Annotated in this window: 24 protein-coding genes; 12 read left to right on the forward strand and 12 right to left on the reverse strand. The window is 56.0% G+C overall.

All coding sequences use genetic code 11. From position 1 onward, the window contains the following. Positions 1–46 precede the first annotated feature (46 nt). A complete protein-coding gene (locus FFM53_RS21240; protein WP_138387119.1) occupies positions 47–334 on the reverse strand; it encodes a hypothetical protein in 288 nt (95 codons plus the stop codon). Between the two features lie 17 nt (positions 335–351). Then, positions 352–609, reverse strand: coding sequence for a CrpP-related protein (locus FFM53_RS21245; RefSeq protein ID WP_138387120.1), 258 nt, complete (start codon positions 607–609; stop codon positions 352–354). Between the two features lie 221 nt (positions 610–830). Between FFM53_RS21245 and FFM53_RS36420 the strand changes: the two genes are divergently transcribed. The 6 genes from FFM53_RS36420 to FFM53_RS21270 all read left to right on the forward strand — a co-directional run bounded on the left by FFM53_RS36420 (position 831) and on the right by FFM53_RS21270 (position 4848). After that, positions 831–1472 (forward strand): hypothetical protein, encoded by a 642-nt coding sequence (locus FFM53_RS36420; protein ID WP_246413023.1) that lies wholly within the window; start codon positions 831–833, stop codon positions 1470–1472. After that, positions 1432–1869 carry a hypothetical protein gene (locus FFM53_RS36425; RefSeq protein WP_246413025.1) on the forward strand — a complete coding sequence of 146 codons (438 nt, stop codon included), beginning with the start codon at positions 1432–1434 and terminating at the stop codon, positions 1867–1869. Before FFM53_RS36420 ends, FFM53_RS36425 begins: the two co-directional genes overlap by 41 nt. Positions 1870–2096: 227 nt before the next feature. Continuing rightward, complete coding sequence (locus FFM53_RS21255; protein ID WP_246413027.1) at positions 2097–2258, forward strand: hypothetical protein; 162 nt, start codon at positions 2097–2099, stop codon at positions 2256–2258. Positions 2259–2335: 77 nt separating this feature from the next. After that, entirely contained in the window at positions 2336–2812 is a 477-nt protein-coding gene (locus FFM53_RS21260) for a hypothetical protein (protein WP_138387490.1), read from the forward strand. Between the two features lie 125 nt (positions 2813–2937). Next, the gene (locus tag FFM53_RS21265) at positions 2938–3711 is read left to right on the forward strand and encodes an SOS response-associated peptidase (RefSeq protein ID WP_138387121.1); all 774 of its coding nucleotides are present in this window, start codon (positions 2938–2940) and stop codon (positions 3709–3711) included. A gap of 300 nt (positions 3712–4011) precedes the next feature. Further along, a complete protein-coding gene (locus FFM53_RS21270) occupies positions 4012–4848 on the forward strand; it encodes a thermonuclease family protein (RefSeq protein WP_138387123.1) in 837 nt (278 codons plus the stop codon). 621 nt (positions 4849–5469) lie between these two features. On the opposite strand, the gene FFM53_RS21275 is transcribed toward FFM53_RS21270, so the two are convergent. Continuing rightward, the gene (locus tag FFM53_RS21275; RefSeq protein WP_138387125.1) at positions 5470–5769 is read right to left on the reverse strand and encodes a DUF982 domain-containing protein; all 300 of its coding nucleotides are present in this window, start codon (positions 5767–5769) and stop codon (positions 5470–5472) included. 538 nt (positions 5770–6307) lie between these two features. On the opposite strand from FFM53_RS21275, the gene FFM53_RS21280 reads away from it, so the two are divergent. After that, a complete protein-coding gene (locus tag FFM53_RS21280) occupies positions 6308–6502 on the forward strand; it encodes a hypothetical protein (RefSeq protein WP_003577126.1) in 195 nt (64 codons plus the stop codon). 52 nt (positions 6503–6554) lie between these two features. Beyond that, positions 6555–6746 (forward strand): hypothetical protein, encoded by a 192-nt coding sequence (locus tag FFM53_RS21285; RefSeq protein ID WP_138387126.1) that lies wholly within the window; start codon positions 6555–6557, stop codon positions 6744–6746. Positions 6747–6797: 51 nt separating this feature from the next. Here the strand turns inward: FFM53_RS21285 and FFM53_RS21290 are convergent, their stop codons facing one another. From FFM53_RS21290 to FFM53_RS21310, 5 genes are all read right to left on the reverse strand, one after another. Further along, a complete protein-coding gene (locus tag FFM53_RS21290) occupies positions 6798–7070 on the reverse strand; it encodes a hypothetical protein (RefSeq protein WP_138387491.1) in 273 nt (90 codons plus the stop codon). Between the two features lie 301 nt (positions 7071–7371). Then, positions 7372–7869, reverse strand: coding sequence for an SRPBCC domain-containing protein (locus FFM53_RS21295; RefSeq protein ID WP_138387127.1), 498 nt, complete (start codon positions 7867–7869; stop codon positions 7372–7374). A 78-nt stretch (positions 7870–7947) separates the two neighbouring features. Beyond that, the gene (locus FFM53_RS21300) at positions 7948–8742 is read right to left on the reverse strand and encodes an SDR family NAD(P)-dependent oxidoreductase (protein WP_130685733.1); all 795 of its coding nucleotides are present in this window, start codon (positions 8740–8742) and stop codon (positions 7948–7950) included. Between the two features lie 76 nt (positions 8743–8818). After that, the gene (locus FFM53_RS21305) at positions 8819–9319 is read right to left on the reverse strand and encodes an SRPBCC domain-containing protein (RefSeq protein WP_138387128.1); all 501 of its coding nucleotides are present in this window, start codon (positions 9317–9319) and stop codon (positions 8819–8821) included. Positions 9320–9322: 3 nt separating this feature from the next. Next, on the reverse strand, positions 9323–9925 hold the full coding sequence (locus tag FFM53_RS21310) for an NADPH-dependent F420 reductase (protein WP_130685731.1): 603 nt from the start codon (positions 9923–9925) through the stop codon (positions 9323–9325). A 155-nt stretch (positions 9926–10080) separates the two neighbouring features. Between FFM53_RS21310 and FFM53_RS21315 the strand changes: the two genes are divergently transcribed. Continuing rightward, entirely contained in the window at positions 10081–10998 is a 918-nt protein-coding gene (locus FFM53_RS21315; protein ID WP_130685730.1) for a LysR family transcriptional regulator, read from the forward strand. Between the two features lie 113 nt (positions 10999–11111). On the opposite strand, the gene FFM53_RS37025 is transcribed toward FFM53_RS21315, so the two are convergent. Then, entirely contained in the window at positions 11112–11279 is a 168-nt protein-coding gene (locus tag FFM53_RS37025) for a nuclear transport factor 2-like protein (protein WP_210273014.1), read from the reverse strand. A gap of 1235 nt (positions 11280–12514) precedes the next feature. Here FFM53_RS37025 and metB point away from each other — a divergent pair. Further along, on the forward strand, positions 12515–13672 hold the full coding sequence (gene metB / locus FFM53_RS21325; protein ID WP_138387129.1) for a cystathionine gamma-synthase: 1158 nt from the start codon (positions 12515–12517) through the stop codon (positions 13670–13672). A gap of 287 nt (positions 13673–13959) precedes the next feature. Here the strand turns inward: metB and FFM53_RS21330 are convergent, their stop codons facing one another. From FFM53_RS21330 to FFM53_RS21340, 3 genes are all read right to left on the reverse strand, one after another. Beyond that, complete coding sequence (locus tag FFM53_RS21330) at positions 13960–14265, reverse strand: hypothetical protein (protein WP_130658211.1); 306 nt, start codon at positions 14263–14265, stop codon at positions 13960–13962. A 415-nt stretch (positions 14266–14680) separates the two neighbouring features. Continuing rightward, positions 14681–14821 (reverse strand): hypothetical protein, encoded by a 141-nt coding sequence (locus FFM53_RS21335; RefSeq protein WP_173883617.1) that lies wholly within the window; start codon positions 14819–14821, stop codon positions 14681–14683. Between the two features lie 744 nt (positions 14822–15565). Continuing rightward, positions 15566–15934: a DUF488 domain-containing protein gene (locus tag FFM53_RS21340; protein WP_138387130.1), complete on the reverse strand. Its 369-nt coding sequence runs from the start codon at positions 15932–15934 to the stop codon at positions 15566–15568. A 140-nt stretch (positions 15935–16074) separates the two neighbouring features. Here FFM53_RS21340 and fsa point away from each other — a divergent pair, with 140 nt between their 5' ends. After that, positions 16075–16731 carry a fructose-6-phosphate aldolase gene (gene fsa / locus FFM53_RS21345; protein WP_138387131.1) on the forward strand — a complete coding sequence of 219 codons (657 nt, stop codon included), beginning with the start codon at positions 16075–16077 and terminating at the stop codon, positions 16729–16731. A 476-nt stretch (positions 16732–17207) separates the two neighbouring features. Then, a complete protein-coding gene (locus tag FFM53_RS21350) occupies positions 17208–18029 on the forward strand; it encodes a universal stress protein (RefSeq protein WP_138387132.1) in 822 nt (273 codons plus the stop codon). Positions 18030–18177: the final 148 nt, after the last annotated feature.

Below are 18177 nucleotides of genomic sequence, written 5' to 3' on the forward strand. Positions count from 1 at the left end.
ATGCGCAAACAAGGCTCGGACCGCGGCCACTGACTCCAGATCCCACTCAATCTTGGCCATCGAAAAAAGTGCGCTGAATTGCTGCCCATTCATCTGGATAGGGCTCGTGATCTTGCGGAGATTCCGCCTCGTACTCGCCCCAGCCTTGAAGCTTCCAATACTTGGTCATGGCGTCGAAATGGCTATGTCCCGTCAGCTCGGCGGCCTTTACCGCCTCTGGTTTGAGGAGCGCCCTGAAATCATTGCCCAGGGGGCCAGCAAGACAAAGACCAGGAAGCATCTGACCATCGGCTTCGGGATCGAGCCAGACTTCGTGGATGAGTTCATTTTTCATTGGAACGCGCTATTACATTACGCATCGAGCGGACGTCGGTTGGCAATCGAGATCAGTTCCTTGAAGTGAGTAACAATCCTACCTTCGCGACTCGCGTCCTCAGCCTCCCAACCGAACTTCCACGCGTCGTGACGCGCAAGCCAATCCCCGAGAGCACCGGCATCACCAGTGGGCATCCTATGGGCCGCGAGGTATGGGTTCTCGTGGGCTTTCAGGTCGAGCACCCGCGCCCTTGAGCCTGCTTCCTGTATATCGATCAGCTCTTCAATTGTCATACGCGATCCCCCTCGATGTCTGCGACGGTAGCATCGGAGTTCGCGCATGCAAGCGAATGCTTAATTATGGGTTAATTTGGGACAGTTGTTAGTGGAGCGCCTCTGGTCAGCGATGCTCAATGGCTATTAAAAATTTGAGGATGGAGCTTTACGGCGGGTTTAGGTTGAACAGATAGCTATCTGGCGACGCGAAAGTGGTGGGGACTGGGAGACTGCCGTTCATGGAACATTTCGGATCGTTCGTCACGTTGGCAGCAATTCCGTATTTCATTGGTTTCTTTGCCCTGTGCTTTTGGTGGCGTTGGTGGTTGCTCGTACCCGCTGGGCTCGTCGCGGCAGTTCTGGCCAAAGTCGAATTCGCCAGTGTCAATGCCTCGGACGGGGCTGGCGCAGCATTCGGGATCATCCTCGTGATCTTCGCGATGATCGGGGCCGCCAGCGGTTTCGTGGCGAGTGGCGTTGTGGTGATCGGCCGCATGACCCGACTGCGGGCTCTGCGGGCCGTATACGTGCTTCCTGTCGTCTTCATTTTAGGCTTCGGAAGTTTTTTCGCGGTCACCTGGACCCAGCAGAAAATCAGGGAAGCTCGCTATGCACCGCCATCTGCCGCATGCCTCGACAACCTGCATCCTGCCCGGATTGCCGGTGTCGCTGTCGCGATTCCGGTCGCGCCTGGTATCTTGCTCTACGGCGATGGAACGAGTGACAATCATTACATTCTCTGGAGCAAATGCACGCGCCTTCTGCAACGAGGCAGACGGAGGCAGCGCGACCTTGAAGTCAGTGGTCTTCATGCTGGATGGCAGTCCGGCGCGGAGAGAAATGGAGACCAAACGACCGTTCTGCTCGCGCCCGCAACCTGAGTATCCGTGGGCAGAGATGGCTTGTCACCTGATCCCGACCGACGTTATTCCCGATAAGCCTGTGCAAATGACGGTTTCCGTCAAGGCTCCGGGCTTTGATCCTTCGGTGCGCGAACGCGAGGCTATGTTGAAGACCCAGGCAATTGTGGCGTCCGACGGCCTCAGAACCTATCGCTCGCAAAACGACTTCTATCTGCAGCGGCCGGATGGATATTTCGCCCAATGCCACGACCATCGCTCGAAAAGCCAACCCTGGCTCTCCTGCACGGCAACAGAGGAACTTTCAGACAAGCTCGCCATCTCGTACGATTTCAGAACCACGGCCGAGATTTTCATACAGCAGTCGGCGGCTGTTGCGACCAATGCCCGTGCGATTTTCAATTCTCTCAAACCATGACGTGCCAGTAGACTCCGATGTGCGGAGCTTGGCCAAAAGGTTCAAACAAGCTGAATTGGCCCGCCGCGAGGCGATGTGGAGATGGCGTCAAGGTCATCGACCATGCCCTCCAGTGTATTGACGCGCTTCTTCGAGCGGCTCAAGTTCATCAGATGGACGAAATATATCCGCCTGATGTGCCAAACAACGATCCTGATCGCTTCCTCCGATGCCAGGACGCGCTCCATTTGGAATTCGCTGCTCTCGTCGACCGCGCCGTTGCTGCGGGGTGGCGGGCGGATGAGGTGCTCACGACATTCATCGAATTGGCTGACAACCACGCGCTCATGCTTGCCGCTAACGCCGACCTCGACAGTGGGCTGACGGTCCTGAAGAAAAAGCGTCCTTGACTCCTCCGTCAAAAAGAACAAAATGGGAACATTCCTGCGGCAACCCGATATTCCTATTCCAGCGTGGAGGATTTGGCATGCCCACCATTTTGTACAGAAACGATCAGAAAATCTCGCCAGGCGATGTCATGAAGTTCGCGGTCTACGCGGAGCATGTCAGCAGACAGTGCTATGACGTTTTCGCCGAAGACGGTTCGAGGTCTCGATCAGGAGCTCTGTCCCGTCGAGCGCAGGCCGTGTCTGATTCACTCGATTTTGGAGATGAACCACACTTCTTGGCGGAGACGACGAAGAAGGTTCTCGACCTTCGAGATATGGTCTCTGGCATGTGCTTCGATACGTTCGGAGAGAGCGGCCAGATGGGCAAGTCCATGGACCTTCTCGGCATGGCCCGGGACGTGGACGAAGTGCTCGAAAAGCTCGTTATCTGCCACCTTTCCCCGGAGGAGTTGGAAGAGGCCGAGGCGGAATGGGCACATGAAGCTCAGTTCTATGCGAAGATCGAAGGGGACAATTTGACGCGCGATGGGCCTGGCACCGGGGCGAGCGCCTGAAATCCTACCTAGTCATGATCTCCAGACTTCCGGCATGAAAGCGGCGGCCAGCAGTGTGGACTGCAGGGATGGCCAGAAAAGCGCTCAGATATTAGGCTGGCCGTGACGCGAAGGGGGGGTCGTGAATGTGCAATCTGTATCGCATGGAAGACAAGGATTGGGTTCGCAAATGGGCAGTGGACGTCGAGAGCCTGATTAACTTGATGCCCTCCTATCAGATGAACCCGGACCAAGCTGGGCCGATCGTTCGCAATACGGCGGACGGCCGGAAGCAGCTTGTGCATGCGCGGTGGGGAATGCCGTCGCCGTTTTTTGCGATCAAGCAAGCGGCTGAAGCGCGGGCCGAGAAATTGCGGCAGAAGGGTAAGTTGGTCGATATGGATGTGCTCATCCGTATGGAGCCGGACAAGGGCACCACAAACATCCGAAATCTCAATCTTCCGCATTGGAAGAAATGGTTCGGTGTCCAGAGCCGTTGCATCGTGCCGGTAACCAGCTTTGCCGAGCCCGATCCAGCCAGCAAACAGGACGGCGGAAGCACGCCGAACGCATGGTTCGCGCGTGACGAAAGCAAGCCCTTGATGTTTTTTGCGGGTGTACACGTTCCCCAATGGCAAAGCGTTCGGAAGGTCAAAGACGGCCTGACCACAGACGACCTCTATGCGTTCCTGACGACCGATGCCAACGACGTCGTCAAACCGATTCACCCGAAAGCCATGCCGGTCCTCTTGCTGACGCCGGAGGAGGTGGATGTATGGATGCGTGCACCGTGGGAGGAGGCTAAGGCGCTCGCCCGGCCGCTTCCGAACGCCCAGATCGTTGTGACGTCACGGGAGCCCTATGGTTCGACCATCGTTACCACGTCCGGGGAGCCGGTGTCACAGCCGACTCTTCTCTAGGCAATGACCCATTTCGTAATTCGGCATTTACCAGGTTTTAAACCGGGGCCAGCCCGATCTTGGAAGCAATGGTTGTTTTGCGTACAATCAAATTACTAACAAGGGTTGCGCTGGGTGCTCTTCACTAGGATTGGATTTGTCCTTGCTCAAATTGCGCTGGTCGCAGGGGCTTTAGTCCTTCGCGACCGCGAGCATCTATGGGTCCTTGGCCTGATGTTCGGCTGGTATTGCTTCGCAATGGTCGCCCTCATCGCCGCTATTTGGGTTCATTATAAAAAATCGAGCAGGTTGCCGCGCTAGATGCAGAGCCATTCGGATTCGAAGCCAGGCGGTGCGACGCTCGTGCTCTTTGAGGCGGAACATCTCAAAGCCAATATTCGCAACGCATTGGTGGAAGCGGCTCTGAGCCCATGGCAGCGGAGCTTTCTCTCGGATGTGCTATCCAAGTTGGAAAAGTATGGCGGCCGCGCACGGTTGAGCGATAAACAACGCCTGAAACTGAATGAAATCCTCGGAGGCGATGGAACGCGGCGTCAAGAAGCGGTCACGACATCTCGTACGACCCGGCAAACACGTCGTTCTCGCTTCCGCACGCCTTCCTTCCTGTCACGACGGATCAGGTGGTGGCGCAGGCGGCTTGTCCGGGACGCGGTGGTGGTGGCGCTGATCGTAATGGCCGGTCTTGTCTACTTGGTATTCGAGACTGGACCGGTGCAACCTTTTCTTGGCACGGTCGGCAAGTGGTCGCAAGCGATGGGGCCGGTCGACCAAGCGTTCACTGTCACAGATGGCGATACGGTTCACGTTGCAGGAGAGCGGGCAGGGACGCGGCTAGTTGGTTTTAACACGCCGGAGAAGTTCTCGCCCCAATGTGAATATGAACGCAAGCTGGGAGAGCGTGCATCGTCCCGGCTGAGGGAATTGGTCAAATCCCCCAACCTTCAGCTTACAAAAGTGCCGTGTGCTTGTCCGGCCGGTTCTGAAGGAACGGACGCCTGCAATCATGGACGTAGTTGCGGCGTCTTAAAGGTCGACGGCCGCGACGTCGGACAAATCCTGATCGGGGAGGGCCTTGCCGTCCCGTTCATCTGTGAAGGAAACCGCTGTCCGAGAACGCCTCGACCCTGGTGCGGGTAGCAATCATGATCATTCCGCCGACAAGCCCGCCGAATGGGCGCAGCCTTTTCACGTCCGCTTCCTCGAAGTGCGACAATTTCCGTGAACGTTTGACATGACATTTCTCGTTCGGTTGCTGAGGATCGTACTGTCACAATCGTTTGGATCGTCGTTTTCGCGGCATTGTTCGAGTTTCTGAACGCCATAGATCATCCTGTTTCCAAACTATACGAACGGCGAGCAGCAGTCCCAGTTAGACGCGGGCAGCGTTCTTGTCCCAGATCGGACATGGCGTCCCCTTGAGTGCGTCATGCGACGTTCGATGACATCTCAAATTCATAGTTCGGTGGGAAGCGCGAGCGGCTTATCTCGTCTACCGCTTCGCAGAGAGGAGTGCCCAAGCTCGACGTATCTTCTGAAGCCGGGAGGAAATCCGCTGTGGAGAAGGGGCAGATATTCCATTGCGAAAATCAGCCAAAGCCTGAGCCTCCAGCCTCGTTCTCTCGCTTGACCATTGCTGGTCAACTATTGGCTTGCCGGTCTGGTGATCTATCACCGACCATGCCCCGTTCTCGAGTGCTTGTATCTGGTAGCGCTGCATTCGCAAATATCGCTCGCAAAGTGTGTGGGTAATGCAAAAAATTATGCACGGATATGCAGTTGCGAGCCGGTTGTCGTCTTGGTGACGATAGTTATCGCTGCGATGCCCGCTTCATCGGCCGCGCGCAGAAACGCATCCCGAAATTGCTCCGGAGCGATCTGACCGCTGATCGCGTCGACGCAAGCCTTCACCGCAGTGACATATTCTTCGCCGTCATCGAAAGGCCAGTCCTTGAGCAGCATATATGCAGCGTCGCCGAGGGTGCGGACGATCCTGTGAGCTGGCTGACCGCGCAGAGCCAGCGCGACGGGTGTGAATGCAGAGGTTGCGTCCCAGTCCATTATCGTCGACCTCAGGGCAGGGATCGCAATCCCCGAGGGGTAATATACGCGTGTATTCCCAATTCGTAATTGACGATTGATTACCTCGAGTGACCGGGTGTGAAGGCATGCGGCTGAAAAGGAGTGGGCGTTCTACGATTTCGTATAGTTAGAGACGATCGGAATTTCGCTGGATTGCGGACGCGTTCGCGAGACGAACGTACATCATTTGTTACTTCGCACTTGCGGTAATTGTCATACGATTCAAAACGCTAAATAATAACAAAAATCAGTTGCTTACTAGAAGTTTCTCGACTACGCTTTTTACAGAATAGTTCCGAAATAACCGGCCCTCGCCGGCGATACTCAGCGGTCGTTTGACCTCGCTTGAGGAGGATGATGACGTTGTTTGCCCGACTTCGTTTCTTCGCAATGGTGCAGCGAGTGCGTGATCTCGTCTCGATCCGATACCGAACTACGACGGCAATCTGACGCGTCGTAAACCCTTTGTTCCACTTTTCTAAGATGGTGCTCCCGTGTGGCGCGCCCGAGGTTTGTTATGCAAAAGCAAGCTGTCGTATTCAACGGTCAGGAAGTCGGGATCGCGGTCCCTGTCGAAAACCGCCTCAAATTCATCGCTGTGCGCTTCAATGTCATCGACTTGGACAACAGGCTCTTCGACACGGTTACCGAAATCCGGCGCGCCATTACTGAGCATCTCGCGTCCAGCGGTCGTGCGATCACCTCGCACTGAATGGCAGGAGATATTTTTCTACGTCATGCGGCGTCCGTCATCGGAGGCCGACATGAACGCAATCCCCATCTGCTTCACAACGCTGCCCGATTACGAGAACTCAAAGGTGAAGAATGGTGGACGAAAGACCATCAACCGAGGCGGTTCAATGCCCGACGTCTCAACCATGAAACTCCCGAACACCATCATCGAACTGAATTCTCTCGTGGCTCCGAGGTCGGTTGTCGTGTTGATGTCCGATTGAGGTTCCTTGGGCCCAGCAAGCTGATCGGCCAGTGCTCAGGGATCTTGCTTCCTACTCACGAACTTCAAGCTTGTCGCCATATTTCAAGGCGAGCCGACGGCAGTCCTCGCAATTCAAAGTAATGCCCTCCGCAACGACACTCGCGACGGCGGTCGTGCAAACCGAGACGTCCAGTCTCGCGACATGCAGGATTGCATTACCCAGTAGCATATCGCAGGGCGCGGTCTCGACTTCGGCCCCGCCCACGCTATGCGCGACGACGCCGCGGACGGTCGCCAGCATTCCGCGCTTTCTTAATATGGTTATGTCGGCGTCCCTGGCCATGACGATCTCTTCTGCCGCCCGAGGCGCGGGATGTCCGCCCGATACGCCGCATCTGCAACTAAACGGCCGCGAGACACCGAAGTTCCCATCGCCAATCCAGTCGCGGCCGGACACCTGCGCCATATCCCCATCGGGTCGAAGATCACCGCGCGAGAAATCAGAAATCCGCGCTATCCTCAGCAACGGACATGACCGACAACTTCCCTGGGCTTTCCGGGGCGTTCGTGGGCACCCAGTCGCCAGGCAATTTGTGCGCAGGGTCGTCGGGAGCCCCAGACGGTTCCTCCCATGCGAGGTCGGGTTAGTCGTATTGCAAAGACTCGCGTTCGAGCGCAACATTTGCAAGGTCGTGAAGGAGCTTCTCATGTGTCCGCCAAAAGATGTCGGGCGCTTCCTTCGCGAGTTCGAGCCAAAGCGGGCCCTGCATCGTCTCTTCTGTCCAAAGGAGGCAACCCTTCGACGTCGGAGTGATGATCCATGCGTGATATGCGCGGGAGGATGGCGACGACTTCGGACCGCCCGCCCAGGCGATGCGGCTGGTAGACTCGAACTCGACGACAGACGCCGAGACGTCCTGACCAGCCAAATTGGTTTCAAAACGGCTTCCGAGCCGTAGATGTGTTTGGCCGTCGAGAACGTCTACATGCGAGACACCCGGATAAAAACTAGACCACGCCAGTGGATCAGTCAAAAGAGACCAGATTGTTTCCGGTGATGCGGCAACTTCGAGTTCGTTCGTAAAGTGGATTGGTGACCGGCTGGGAGCCATATCCGCGGGCCAGTGGATTGCTTCGAACATCTTATTTCCTGCGTTTTGGATTGAATGGTGGAGCTGGCAGTTCATATTCACCTGCCGCCTGTCAATTATCAGCCGGGGTCAGACGATCGAGCGAAGGACACCGCCATCGACACGCAACGCAGCGCCGCTTGTGCCGGATGCCTGTTCAGAGCAGACGTAAACGACCATGTTCGCGATCTCGTCCGTTGTCGTGAACCGGTTGATCAACGAGGTGGGACGCATCGTGTTGAGGAAGTTCTGTTCGGCTTCGTCCTGCGTGATGCCTTGTTCCCTGGCCGTCGCGGCCATCCAGTTACCCAGGATTTCGGAGCGGGTCGGTCCCGGTAGAACCGAGTTCACGGTGACGCCTGTTCCGCCAACCAACTCAGCAAGGCCCCGGGATACGGAAAGCTGAGCCGTTTTCGTCATCCCGTAGTCGATCATCTCCTTGGGGATGTTGACCGCCGACTCGCTGCTGATGAACACCACGCGACCCCAGCCACGCTTGACCATTCCGGGGACAAACTGACGGGCCGCGCGCACGCCGCTCATGACGTTGAGCTGGAACAGGTCGAGCCACTCCTCGTCGTTCTGGTCGAAGAAACCGTTGATGTGCGCGGTGCCAAGATTGTTGATGAGGATATCGGCCTCATCGATCTGATCTGCCAGTAGGGTGGAACCCTCCGAAGTCGATAGGTCGGCAGCAACGCCACTAAATTCGGCGTTGGGAAAACGCCTGCGAAGTTCCTTCAACGCGTCGGTAACGCGCTGTTCTCCGCGCCCGTTGACGACAACTGCTGCACCTGCACGTGCCAGCCCTTCGGCAATTGCGAAGCCAATGCCGGCAGTTGAGCCTGTGACGACGGCCTTGCGGCCGTTTAGTTCGATTTTCATGATGGGTATCTCCTAGCGATATTGCGATTGTGAGATCAAGGGCACCGGGCGCGGCGGTCTGTTCGTCTACCGCGCGTCACACCTTTTGGGCGACCTCTGCTTCTGCAGCTTGAGCCAGTCGTTCGACCCAGTCCTGGTGGTAGCTGTAGAGACCGCCAGGGTGCTTGCGTCCGAGCATGTCGAGGAACCACTCGCCCTGTTGCGTTTCCTCTGTCAGGACATGACATCCGCTTTCCGTGGGCGTGATAACCCAGCCGTGGTACGCGGTGGAACCCGTTTTGTCGTCGTCGACCGTCGTCGCCCAGGCCAGTCGCTCGTTTCGGACGTACTCGGTTACGACAAGGCTCATTGGGTAGCCGACAGTTACGCGGCCGTATCGGGTTCCGAGCGCCAGTTCGGGCTCTCCCGACATAATCTTTACCTGGTCCTCGGCAGGGAAATAGCGTGACCAGTTCTCGGCGTCGATCAGCAATTTCCACACCACTTCCGGCGGCGCTTTCACATCGATGTCGTTGAGCGCGTAGATTGCCGATGTCTTCGGATCAAAGCGTTCTGGCCAAATGACATGATCGTACATCGATCAGCCCTCCTTCTTGAAGAAATCCTGGAATATAAGCGGTGCCCAAGTTTTATCCTGCGCCTGCACGAGCCGGCCGCCTTCCGCTATTTTGCCGAGGCTGACCGGAGCAAAGCCAAGCCGCCGGACGAGATTGGCGACCTCAGAGGTTGCTCCCTCGTCGTCGCTCGACAGGAAGACCACACGCCGTCCCTCAGCAGTTTTGGGGTCTTGCGCTAGCACACCAGCTGGCAGGTGATTGAATGCCTTCACAAGTCGAGCGCCCGGCATTGCCTTCGCGATAAGGCTGGAGGACGGCTTGTTACCGAGATCGGATAGCGGTACGCCATAGGCATTGGTGACATCTATGATGGTCTTGCCCTTCCAATCGATCGCTGCCTTGGCGACGTCACGGTGTGCCCAGAAGGGTACGGCGAGAATGATGAAGTCGGCCTTGACCGCTTCTTCAATCGTGAGAGCGCGCAGCACCTCCCCGTGACCGCCCAGGACTGCGGCGACTGCATCCCTCCCTCGTGAGTTTGCAACACCCACCCTGATACCATTGCGAACGAACTGGCTTGCGAGCGCCATGCCGACGCTACCGCTGCCGATGATTGAATAGTTCATGATCACTTCCTGTGAACCGATGTTCCGTCTGTGCTGCCAGAGATTTTGCCCAAAGCAAATTTCGCTATGGCTGAGAACATATGGGCTGGCATCATATCTGATAAGAGGATATATTGAGATGCAATATATCTCCAATAGAGATGGATTGTTCCGGGATGCTTGACGGGATTTCGCTTGACCAATTGCGAACGTTCATCGCGGCGGTGGACGAGGGGAGCTTTTCGGCGGCGGCCAGAAAGCTCAATCGCGTACAGTCGGCTGTCAGCGGCTGGGTCAGTGGCCTTGAATATCAGATTGGCGTCATGCTCTTTGATCGCTCTGGTAGGTTTCCGACGCTGACGCAGGAGGGGGTGCTTCTGCTTGCCGACGCCCGCAACGTCGTCGCTGGAGTGGACATGTTGAAGGCCAGGGCGAAACTGATGACCTCCGGGGTCGAGGCAGAGTTATCAGTCGTGATCGACGTGTTCTTCCCTACGGATGTCATAAGCGCTGTGGCGAAGGAGTTTGCGAAACGCTTCCCCCTGACACCATTGCGTCTGTTTGTCGAAGCTTTGGGAGCGGCATATCAGCCTGTCCTGGACGGCCGGTGCAGTCTTGGAATCTTGCCGCCACTGCCTCAACCGTTTCCGTCGCTCACCAGTGAGCGACTAGGCGAGCTACCCTTGGTTGCGGTTGCTTCGGCTTGTCATCCGCTAGCTGCCTATGGACAACGTATTCCCCGACATGAACTGGCAAAACATGTACAGCTTGTTCTCACTGATCGATCGGACCTCACTTCCGGTCGAGACTTTGCGGTGGCCTCGCCCTCGACGTGGCGGCTCGCAGACCTTTCCACCAAGCACGCGTTTCTCAAGGAGTGCGTGGGGTGGGGCGGCATGCCGCTGCATATGATTGAAAAGGACGTTGCCGACGGCACGCTTACGGTTCTGGACGTGGACGATATGCCACTTTCCGGTTTCATGTTGACGATGTCTGCGTTTCATAGGCCATCGCACCCCCCTGGGCCCGCAGGGAGATGGTTTGTCGATCAGGTGAAGTCGTTATGGCATGGCGCAGATGTCCTTCCGACCTGACCATTTCATATTTGGGTTGATTGATGAATGACGCAGGTCCCAATAGTGCTATGCGTGCTAATCCTTCGACGCCTGCGCCAGTGCCTGTGTATCGACGTACTTCCGGATTTTCGTCAGTTGCCGTTCCGGACAGTAATGGCAAATACCCAGTTGTCCTTCCACGGCTTGTTCGTGGCTTTGACTTTTCCGGTGGCGACGCCGATGACCATAACCCTGTCCGCCATGAACTCAGGAGGCTCCGTGAACGAATTTTCGATCGCCTCCGAAGCCGTCTGAAGCAAGTCTTCGAGTCCACGGCGTCCGCGGTGGGTGCCAGCCAGCGGCCAGTCTTCGCCTGTCTTCGGCAGACAAGGCCAGCCCCGACCTATCGCCGCGAAAAAAGTCCTTCACGCTTGATATTCTCTCCGATTTTCATCGAAATCTCTCCGTCGATCTTTGATCACCGCCGCGACCCTGCCAAGGCGCGGGCGCTGACAGACCAGCTCGCATCAGGAGAGACAACAGGACATACGGCTCCGTCCCAGCCGGAGATATCCAGGGTGTTGCTCGGTTCTTGCCGTCGCACCAATAGAATTGGAGACAATGGACAAGCAAATTCGTTTGCTTACCAGCCATAACGGCATCAAACTGCGTGGGAATATCAAGAGGCGCACGACTAAAAAGCATTCGCATTCGTGCCGCAGACTTGGACGCGATGTCGCGTTGGCTTTTGAACTCATCAGCACGACCGGCCGGATCTGGCCCAGCAATGAGAACTAACCGGCGACCATAACACAGCGAAGCAAAAGGAGATGAGCCATGTCAACGTTGTCCTCGCACGATTTCGATTCTGCCGTGCTCTCTCCATCTGCTCCTGCTAAGCACTACTCAAGGTCAATAAAGTTCGTCGACGAGATTGCCGAGCACGAGCCGCACCAGGCCTCAACCACGGTGGATATCTATTCGGATGATAACAACGAGTGGTACTGCCAAGTTTGCCGCGGGGGACAAAAGACCCCAGGCGATGGGTCCTTACACCAAGCGACAGGCAGAGCGAGTTCAAGACGCTCGCAGGACTAGGATAGCAACAAAGGGCACCGCCTGGCTGATCTTTGACAAAACAGAAGAGGGCGAAAGTGACGAGAGCGGCTGAGTGGTAGTGTCAGTCAAGACCTCGCCCTGTTGGGGTGCTGGGGAAGTCCCGGAGAACTCGGGTAAACGGTACCTTGTCGTCCACTGAGAACTCTAATAACGCGTCGGCTCCCGGATAGCGGCATTTTGCCAGACCTCATGCCTTCCGACGCATTATTCCTTGACCAAGCTCCTACAGCTTACGCGTCGTCACCAAAAGTAGGTCTGTTTCGAAAAGAATCTTGTAGTTCTTGCTGTCGAAGTTGTTGTCATTGGAAGAACGGGCATCCGAAGAGCGTGGAAGATCGCCCTCGGACGTGTCTCGCAACGAAGCCTTCGGCATTCAAATACAGGTGGTCTTTCGAACTGCCGGCGGCGACAAAATTCAAACGTATGGGAACGCGAGATGGCAAGAGCGAAGTCATATCGTACAATTGCGGTTGCCAATGGCATTGCGGCAGACAAAGCGTTTGGCGCGGTCACGCCCCCCCTTTACCTGTCCAGCAATTTCGCGTTTTCAAAATTTGAGCAGTCGCAGGATTATGAATATTCTCGAACCTCCAATCCGACGCGCGATGTTCTAGCTGATACCCTTGCTAAGCTGGAGGGCGGTTCAGGCGCTGTGGTCACACCCACGGGTATGTCGGCGATCCATCTTCTCCTTAGTCGCGTGCCGGCCGGTGGGCTTGTGATCGCACCATATGATTGTTATGGCGGAACTTACCGTCTTCTTGCAGCCTTGAAGGAACGCCATCAGTTGGATGTCGTCTTCATTGACCAAAGCGATAGCGCTGCCCTCACAAGCGCAATTCAGAGAGAGCCCTCGCTAGTTTGGGTGGAAACGCCTAGCAACCCGCTCATGCGCGTGGTCGACATCCGCGGGATCGTCGAACTCGCGGGAGGATGGAACGTCAAAGTGGCGGTTGACAACACATTTCTCTCTCCCGCGCTTCAGCAACCCCTGGGCCTTGGAGCGGACTACGTCGTCCATTCGACAACGAAATATCTCAATGGGCATTCAGACGTGGTCGGCGGCGCAATCGTCGCGTCCGATCCGTCTGAAGTCGAGGCCCTACGATCCTGGGCAAACATAACAGGCGCGACGGGATCGCCATTTGATTCATACCTAACTTTGCGTGGCATCCGAACTCTGTTTGCACGGGTTGAGCGGCAGCAGTCCACGGCGTTGGTCATAGCAGATTTTCTCCTCCAGCATCCGGCGGTCTCCGCGGTCCACTATCCGGGTCTGCCCTCTCATCCAACACACGGCATCGCGGCGCGCCAGCAAAGAGGCTGGGGTGCGATGCTAAGCTTTGAATTGAAAGGTGGGATTGAAGCCGTTCGACCGTTTGTCGCTTCGCTCGGTATTTTCACGCTTGCTGAGTCGTTGGGAGGCGTCGAAAGCCTCGTTGCGCATCCGTCAACAATGACACATGCGGGGATGAGCGTCGAAACACGGAGACTGGCAGGCATCACGGATGGATTGTTGAGAATGTCAGTTGGGCTGGAGGCTGAAGAGGACCTGATTGACGACCTTACGCAGAGCCTGTCACTGATTGCCTAGAGGCAAGACCACCTCAACGTTGCGTGGTTTCAGGCAGTCGACAGTACCTGCCACGGCTGGCCAGGATTGGAAGCCAAGTTCACGAGCATCCAGTAGAACAGGAACAAGGAAACGAGGTAGATAGTATTATTGAGGTTGATGGACTCGGTCACGGGATTGCCTCCAACGGAATTTCTGCATGCCTCCTCTCACTTAATGATCGGCAGCGAAGAAACCTGGTGGCGTGGTGGTGGAGAGGAGGGATACCATTCCAGTGTCGTCGAACCGCTGGGACAATTGCTGCACTCCTACAGGAGATCTTTGCCGCCGGGCCCCACAAACTCGATACGAAAACCCTGAGCCCGTGCGCTTTTGATAAATCGATCCGCGCTCAAGACATCAACGGTGATCCTTCCGCCCAGACAGTGACCGAACGGTTGACTTAGTTCCGTGCGAACCCAGGCATCGGCTCTTTCCGAGCGGATGGAAATCTCCCACTGATCGACCGTTTTGTGATCGAGCGCGAGATCGCAGTTGCTGTGTTGCGGCGCAGGGCATGCCGCTCCTGAATGCTGCGCTTCGCTTTTCCGTGAACGATTGAAATCGGTGGGCATCGAGACGCTCCTGCCTGTTCCTAAGCCATCAAGATCTCTTCGGCGGGACTGAGATCACTATCTGTTGTGATGATGTCTTTGGCTGCAGGACATCATTCTCCGGTCATTTCTCCGCCGAAGTATCGGATGCGCATAACACCTCACGCGGTGCTTGTGACGGCATGTCGCATTGCTGGTGGGATAGACGCGCAGCGCCGCAGCGCATCATCGTCAACCGTCGATAGCAACCAATCTGTGCTGTTTTTCAAAGATATGCAAACGGAACTTATTGCTGGTTAACCACAAAAATATTGCATTAAAAATGGAGCGCTGGCCAGGCGCGCGCCTTATGTAACGAATGCAGGAATACACCATCCGTAGAATGTTTGGTCGCGATAGTTTGTCATTCCCGCCGTTTCAGTTCGATGGCGAATGGCTAAACGAACATCATTACGACGATCGCGCCGATGACGATCATGACAAGCCCCCCTATCAACATGGGCAACAGACTGTTGCCCTGATCGACCTCCGAGTTTATTTGCTTTGTTACCGGCTCATCGTCAGTTGATTTATTCATGCTTGCCTCCATTCGAGAATACCTGCGGCGGTCCGGAGGTGCCTCGCCAGCATAAGCGGGTGACGGATGTCTCTCTCCTCCAGCCGATGCGGGGCGGGCTCTCCCTTCTTCATCAGCTGACCAAGCGGCTCCGATCCTACACTGACGCCTATACCCGCCGTCCGTGTGCTACGGCGGAACCGGGGCACGATAGCGCTCCATCGAAGAATCCCTGGGGCGTCAGCGCCAAGTCAACAAAGCGTGCAGCGATCAAGGATCATCTGGAAGAGGGGCATCGCTTCGCCAAACATTCTCGGCATCGTCGCCAGGTACAGTCCACGTTATACCGGTCTTAAAGACTCTGACCGACACCTAAGAACTGGGTTGCCCGGCATCGAAGGACCGTAAGGTTGCACCCCGACGGTTCACATTTCCAGATCTAGTTCGAGCCCACAATCCCCAGGTAAATGAACATTGTCAATACCGGATTCCGGCGGCTCCTATCCAGCGACATTCGCGCGCGAAACGGTTTTAGATCATGAAAACTGCACTAAACCGCTGCTTAAATTCATTTGTCTGTTGCTGGGCAGATGATAGGCTTGCATTCAATTGGCTGGGCTGACGCTTGCATACATTGGCCGGAGAGCAAAAATCATCAGCTTGTTTTCACTGCATGTGAGGATCAGTCAGCTTGGCAATCCTTAGCAAAATCCACGGCGTCCTTGATGCTGCGGACGACACGGACACAATCGGAACATGATCTCTCTATCGTTGTTTCAGCAGCATCTCCTCGAGGACGACGGCGTCGTTATGCGTCTCGTCATGAGCCGAGTAGACGAGCGTGACCGTGCCCTCCGCCATCAGCGCGCGCAATCGGTCGAGTTCGTCACCATGCTCTTCAATTTCCGCCATATACCGCCGGCGGAATTCGACCCAGCGGGCTGGATCATGTCCGAACCATTTCCGAAGATCGGTGCTTGGCGCGAGCTCCTTCAACCAGTGATCGATCGCCGCTTCGGACTTCTTGATCCCGCGCGGCCACAGCCGATCAACCAACACGCGGATGCCGTCGTCGGCGGTCGGGGTCTCGTATGCCCGTTTCAATTTCACTCTGTCGGAGATTTGTTTAGTCATCGACTTCGATCCTCGCTGTCCGTTGTTTTAAAGCATATAGGATGAGTAATCACGACTGCGAGAGTAATATCAGCCCCTGAACCAGGATAAAGAACTCCATTTATCAATTGATGGAGGTATTGACCTTGAGGAGAAGGACAATGAAGTTTTTCATCGATACAGCCGATACTGCTGAAATCAGCGAGCTCGCCGCGGCGGGCTTTGTCGACGGAGTAACCACAAATCCTTCGCTGATCGCAAAGACCGGCCGACCGTTCAAGGATGTGATCAAGGAAATCTGCCAATTAATCGACGGCCCGGTTTCAGCGGAAGTTACGGCGAAAGACGTCGAAGGCATGATCGCCGAGGGAGAGCTCTTGGCGAGCATTGCTACCAACGTGGCCGTCAAGGTGCCATCTACGTGGGATGGATTCATGGCTTGCCGGGCACTCAGCACGCGCGGGCTGACGGTCAACGTTACCCTCTGCTTTTCAGCCAACCAAGCGCTGCTCGCCGCCAAAGCGGGCGCGACCTTCATTTCCCCATTCGTCGGAAGGCTCGATGATCTAGGGTTGAATGGCATGGAGGTCGTCCGAGAAATCCGCACAATTTATGACAACGATAAATCCTTGAAAACGGAAATTCTGGCGTCTTCAATTCGTACGGCTCTGCATGTGAAGGAGGCCGCGATGGCTGGCGCAGACATTGCGACCGTGCCGCCGGCGGTGCTTAGAAACCTTGCCAAACACCCGCTGACAGAGAAGGGTTTAGCATCCTTCCTCGCCGACTGGGATAAGACAGGGCAGGCGATCCTGTGATCGCTCAACATGGCATCGTTGACAAATTCAGCACCATCGCAGCTGACGCAATCCCCGCGCCGAAGATGAGGCAATCGCTGCAACGTCCAATATTGTGCTGCGGGGCTGCGAGGCGGCCGATCATGCCTGCTTTGGTCTCACGCTGCTGTTCCAAAGAAGTGTGACCTGTTCCTCGGCCGCGGACAATTCCGGGTGCCGAGAACAGTCCGACGGCAGTTCATCTTTCGGTCGCCAACAGTTCACAACTTAGGAGAGCGCCCGGACGGCCGATGAATCGGAGGTGCCTGTCTCTAATATTCGGCGGTCGCAAAACGATATTTTCCGTCCGTTGCGGCACCCTTTGCTACACAAAAATTGCACTAAACCGGTGATTAAAATCGTTTGCGCGATGCCGAGTAAAGGGGAAAACTAGCGCATATCCCGCTTTGGATCCGCACTCTCCCCGCGCCGCTTGCTCGTTCATGGACGGAAGTCAAATGACCTACAAGTCAATCGTACTCAATCTCAACATCGACGGTATGGTTGCCCCTGTCATTAAGCTTGGTGTCGAGCTGGCCCGGCGGTTCGATGCGGTCTTGATTGGATTTTCGGCTGCCGATGTTCCGCCGCCCATCGTGATGGAAGGAGGGACGACCTTCGTAGATGAAAGCATGACGCGCCAGCTTCAGAATATCGAACGACGGATTGAGGACATTCGCGCGGAATTCGGAGGTCTTGCTGGCACAGCGGTTGAGACGGAATGGCGTGGTGCGGTAGGCAATCCAACCCGTTTGCTGATCAACGTGGCGTGTGCGGCCGATCTCATCGTCACCGCGTCGCCCGAGAGTGTCTTTTCTGGCAACGTTCATCGCTCCCCTGATCTAGGCAATCTCATCATTCAGTCAGGACGACCTGTATTCGTCGCCGCGGCCGATCAGAAAAGTATCCGGCTCAACAAAGTCATTGTTGGGTGGAAGAATACGCGTGAAGCCAGGCGTGCTGTTGTCGACGCCATGCCATTTCTGCGACTAGCTCAGGAGGTTCGCATCATTACGATCAACGAAAAAGCCACGGATGCGATTTGGAACAGCCTGAACGATGTTGTCGCCTTCCTTTCCCGCCACGGCGTACAGGCGAAGGTGGAGATATTTCCGGAAAAATCTGACGGTGGAACGATCGTCGATGTGGCCGATGCAATGGATGCGGACCTGATCATATCCGGCGGCTACGGCCACAGCAGATTGAGGGAGTGGATTTGCGGTGGGGCCACCCGCTCGCTGCTCGAAAATGACCGGTTGAATCGGGTCATGTCGCATTGAACACTTGTGCCGGGGGTGCTCGACCGCGGTGGGTCATGACTGAAAAAGATCCGGCATTATGGAGCAGTTGCCACAAACCTGATTAAAGGCTCACGGCACCTTGAGGTGGGATAGGAAATTTAAGGTGAGGGTTCTCGGCGAGGTGTGT

The organism is Rhizobium indicum (genome assembly GCF_005862305.2).
In the GTDB taxonomy this organism is placed as follows: domain Bacteria; phylum Pseudomonadota; class Alphaproteobacteria; order Rhizobiales; family Rhizobiaceae; genus Rhizobium; species Rhizobium indicum.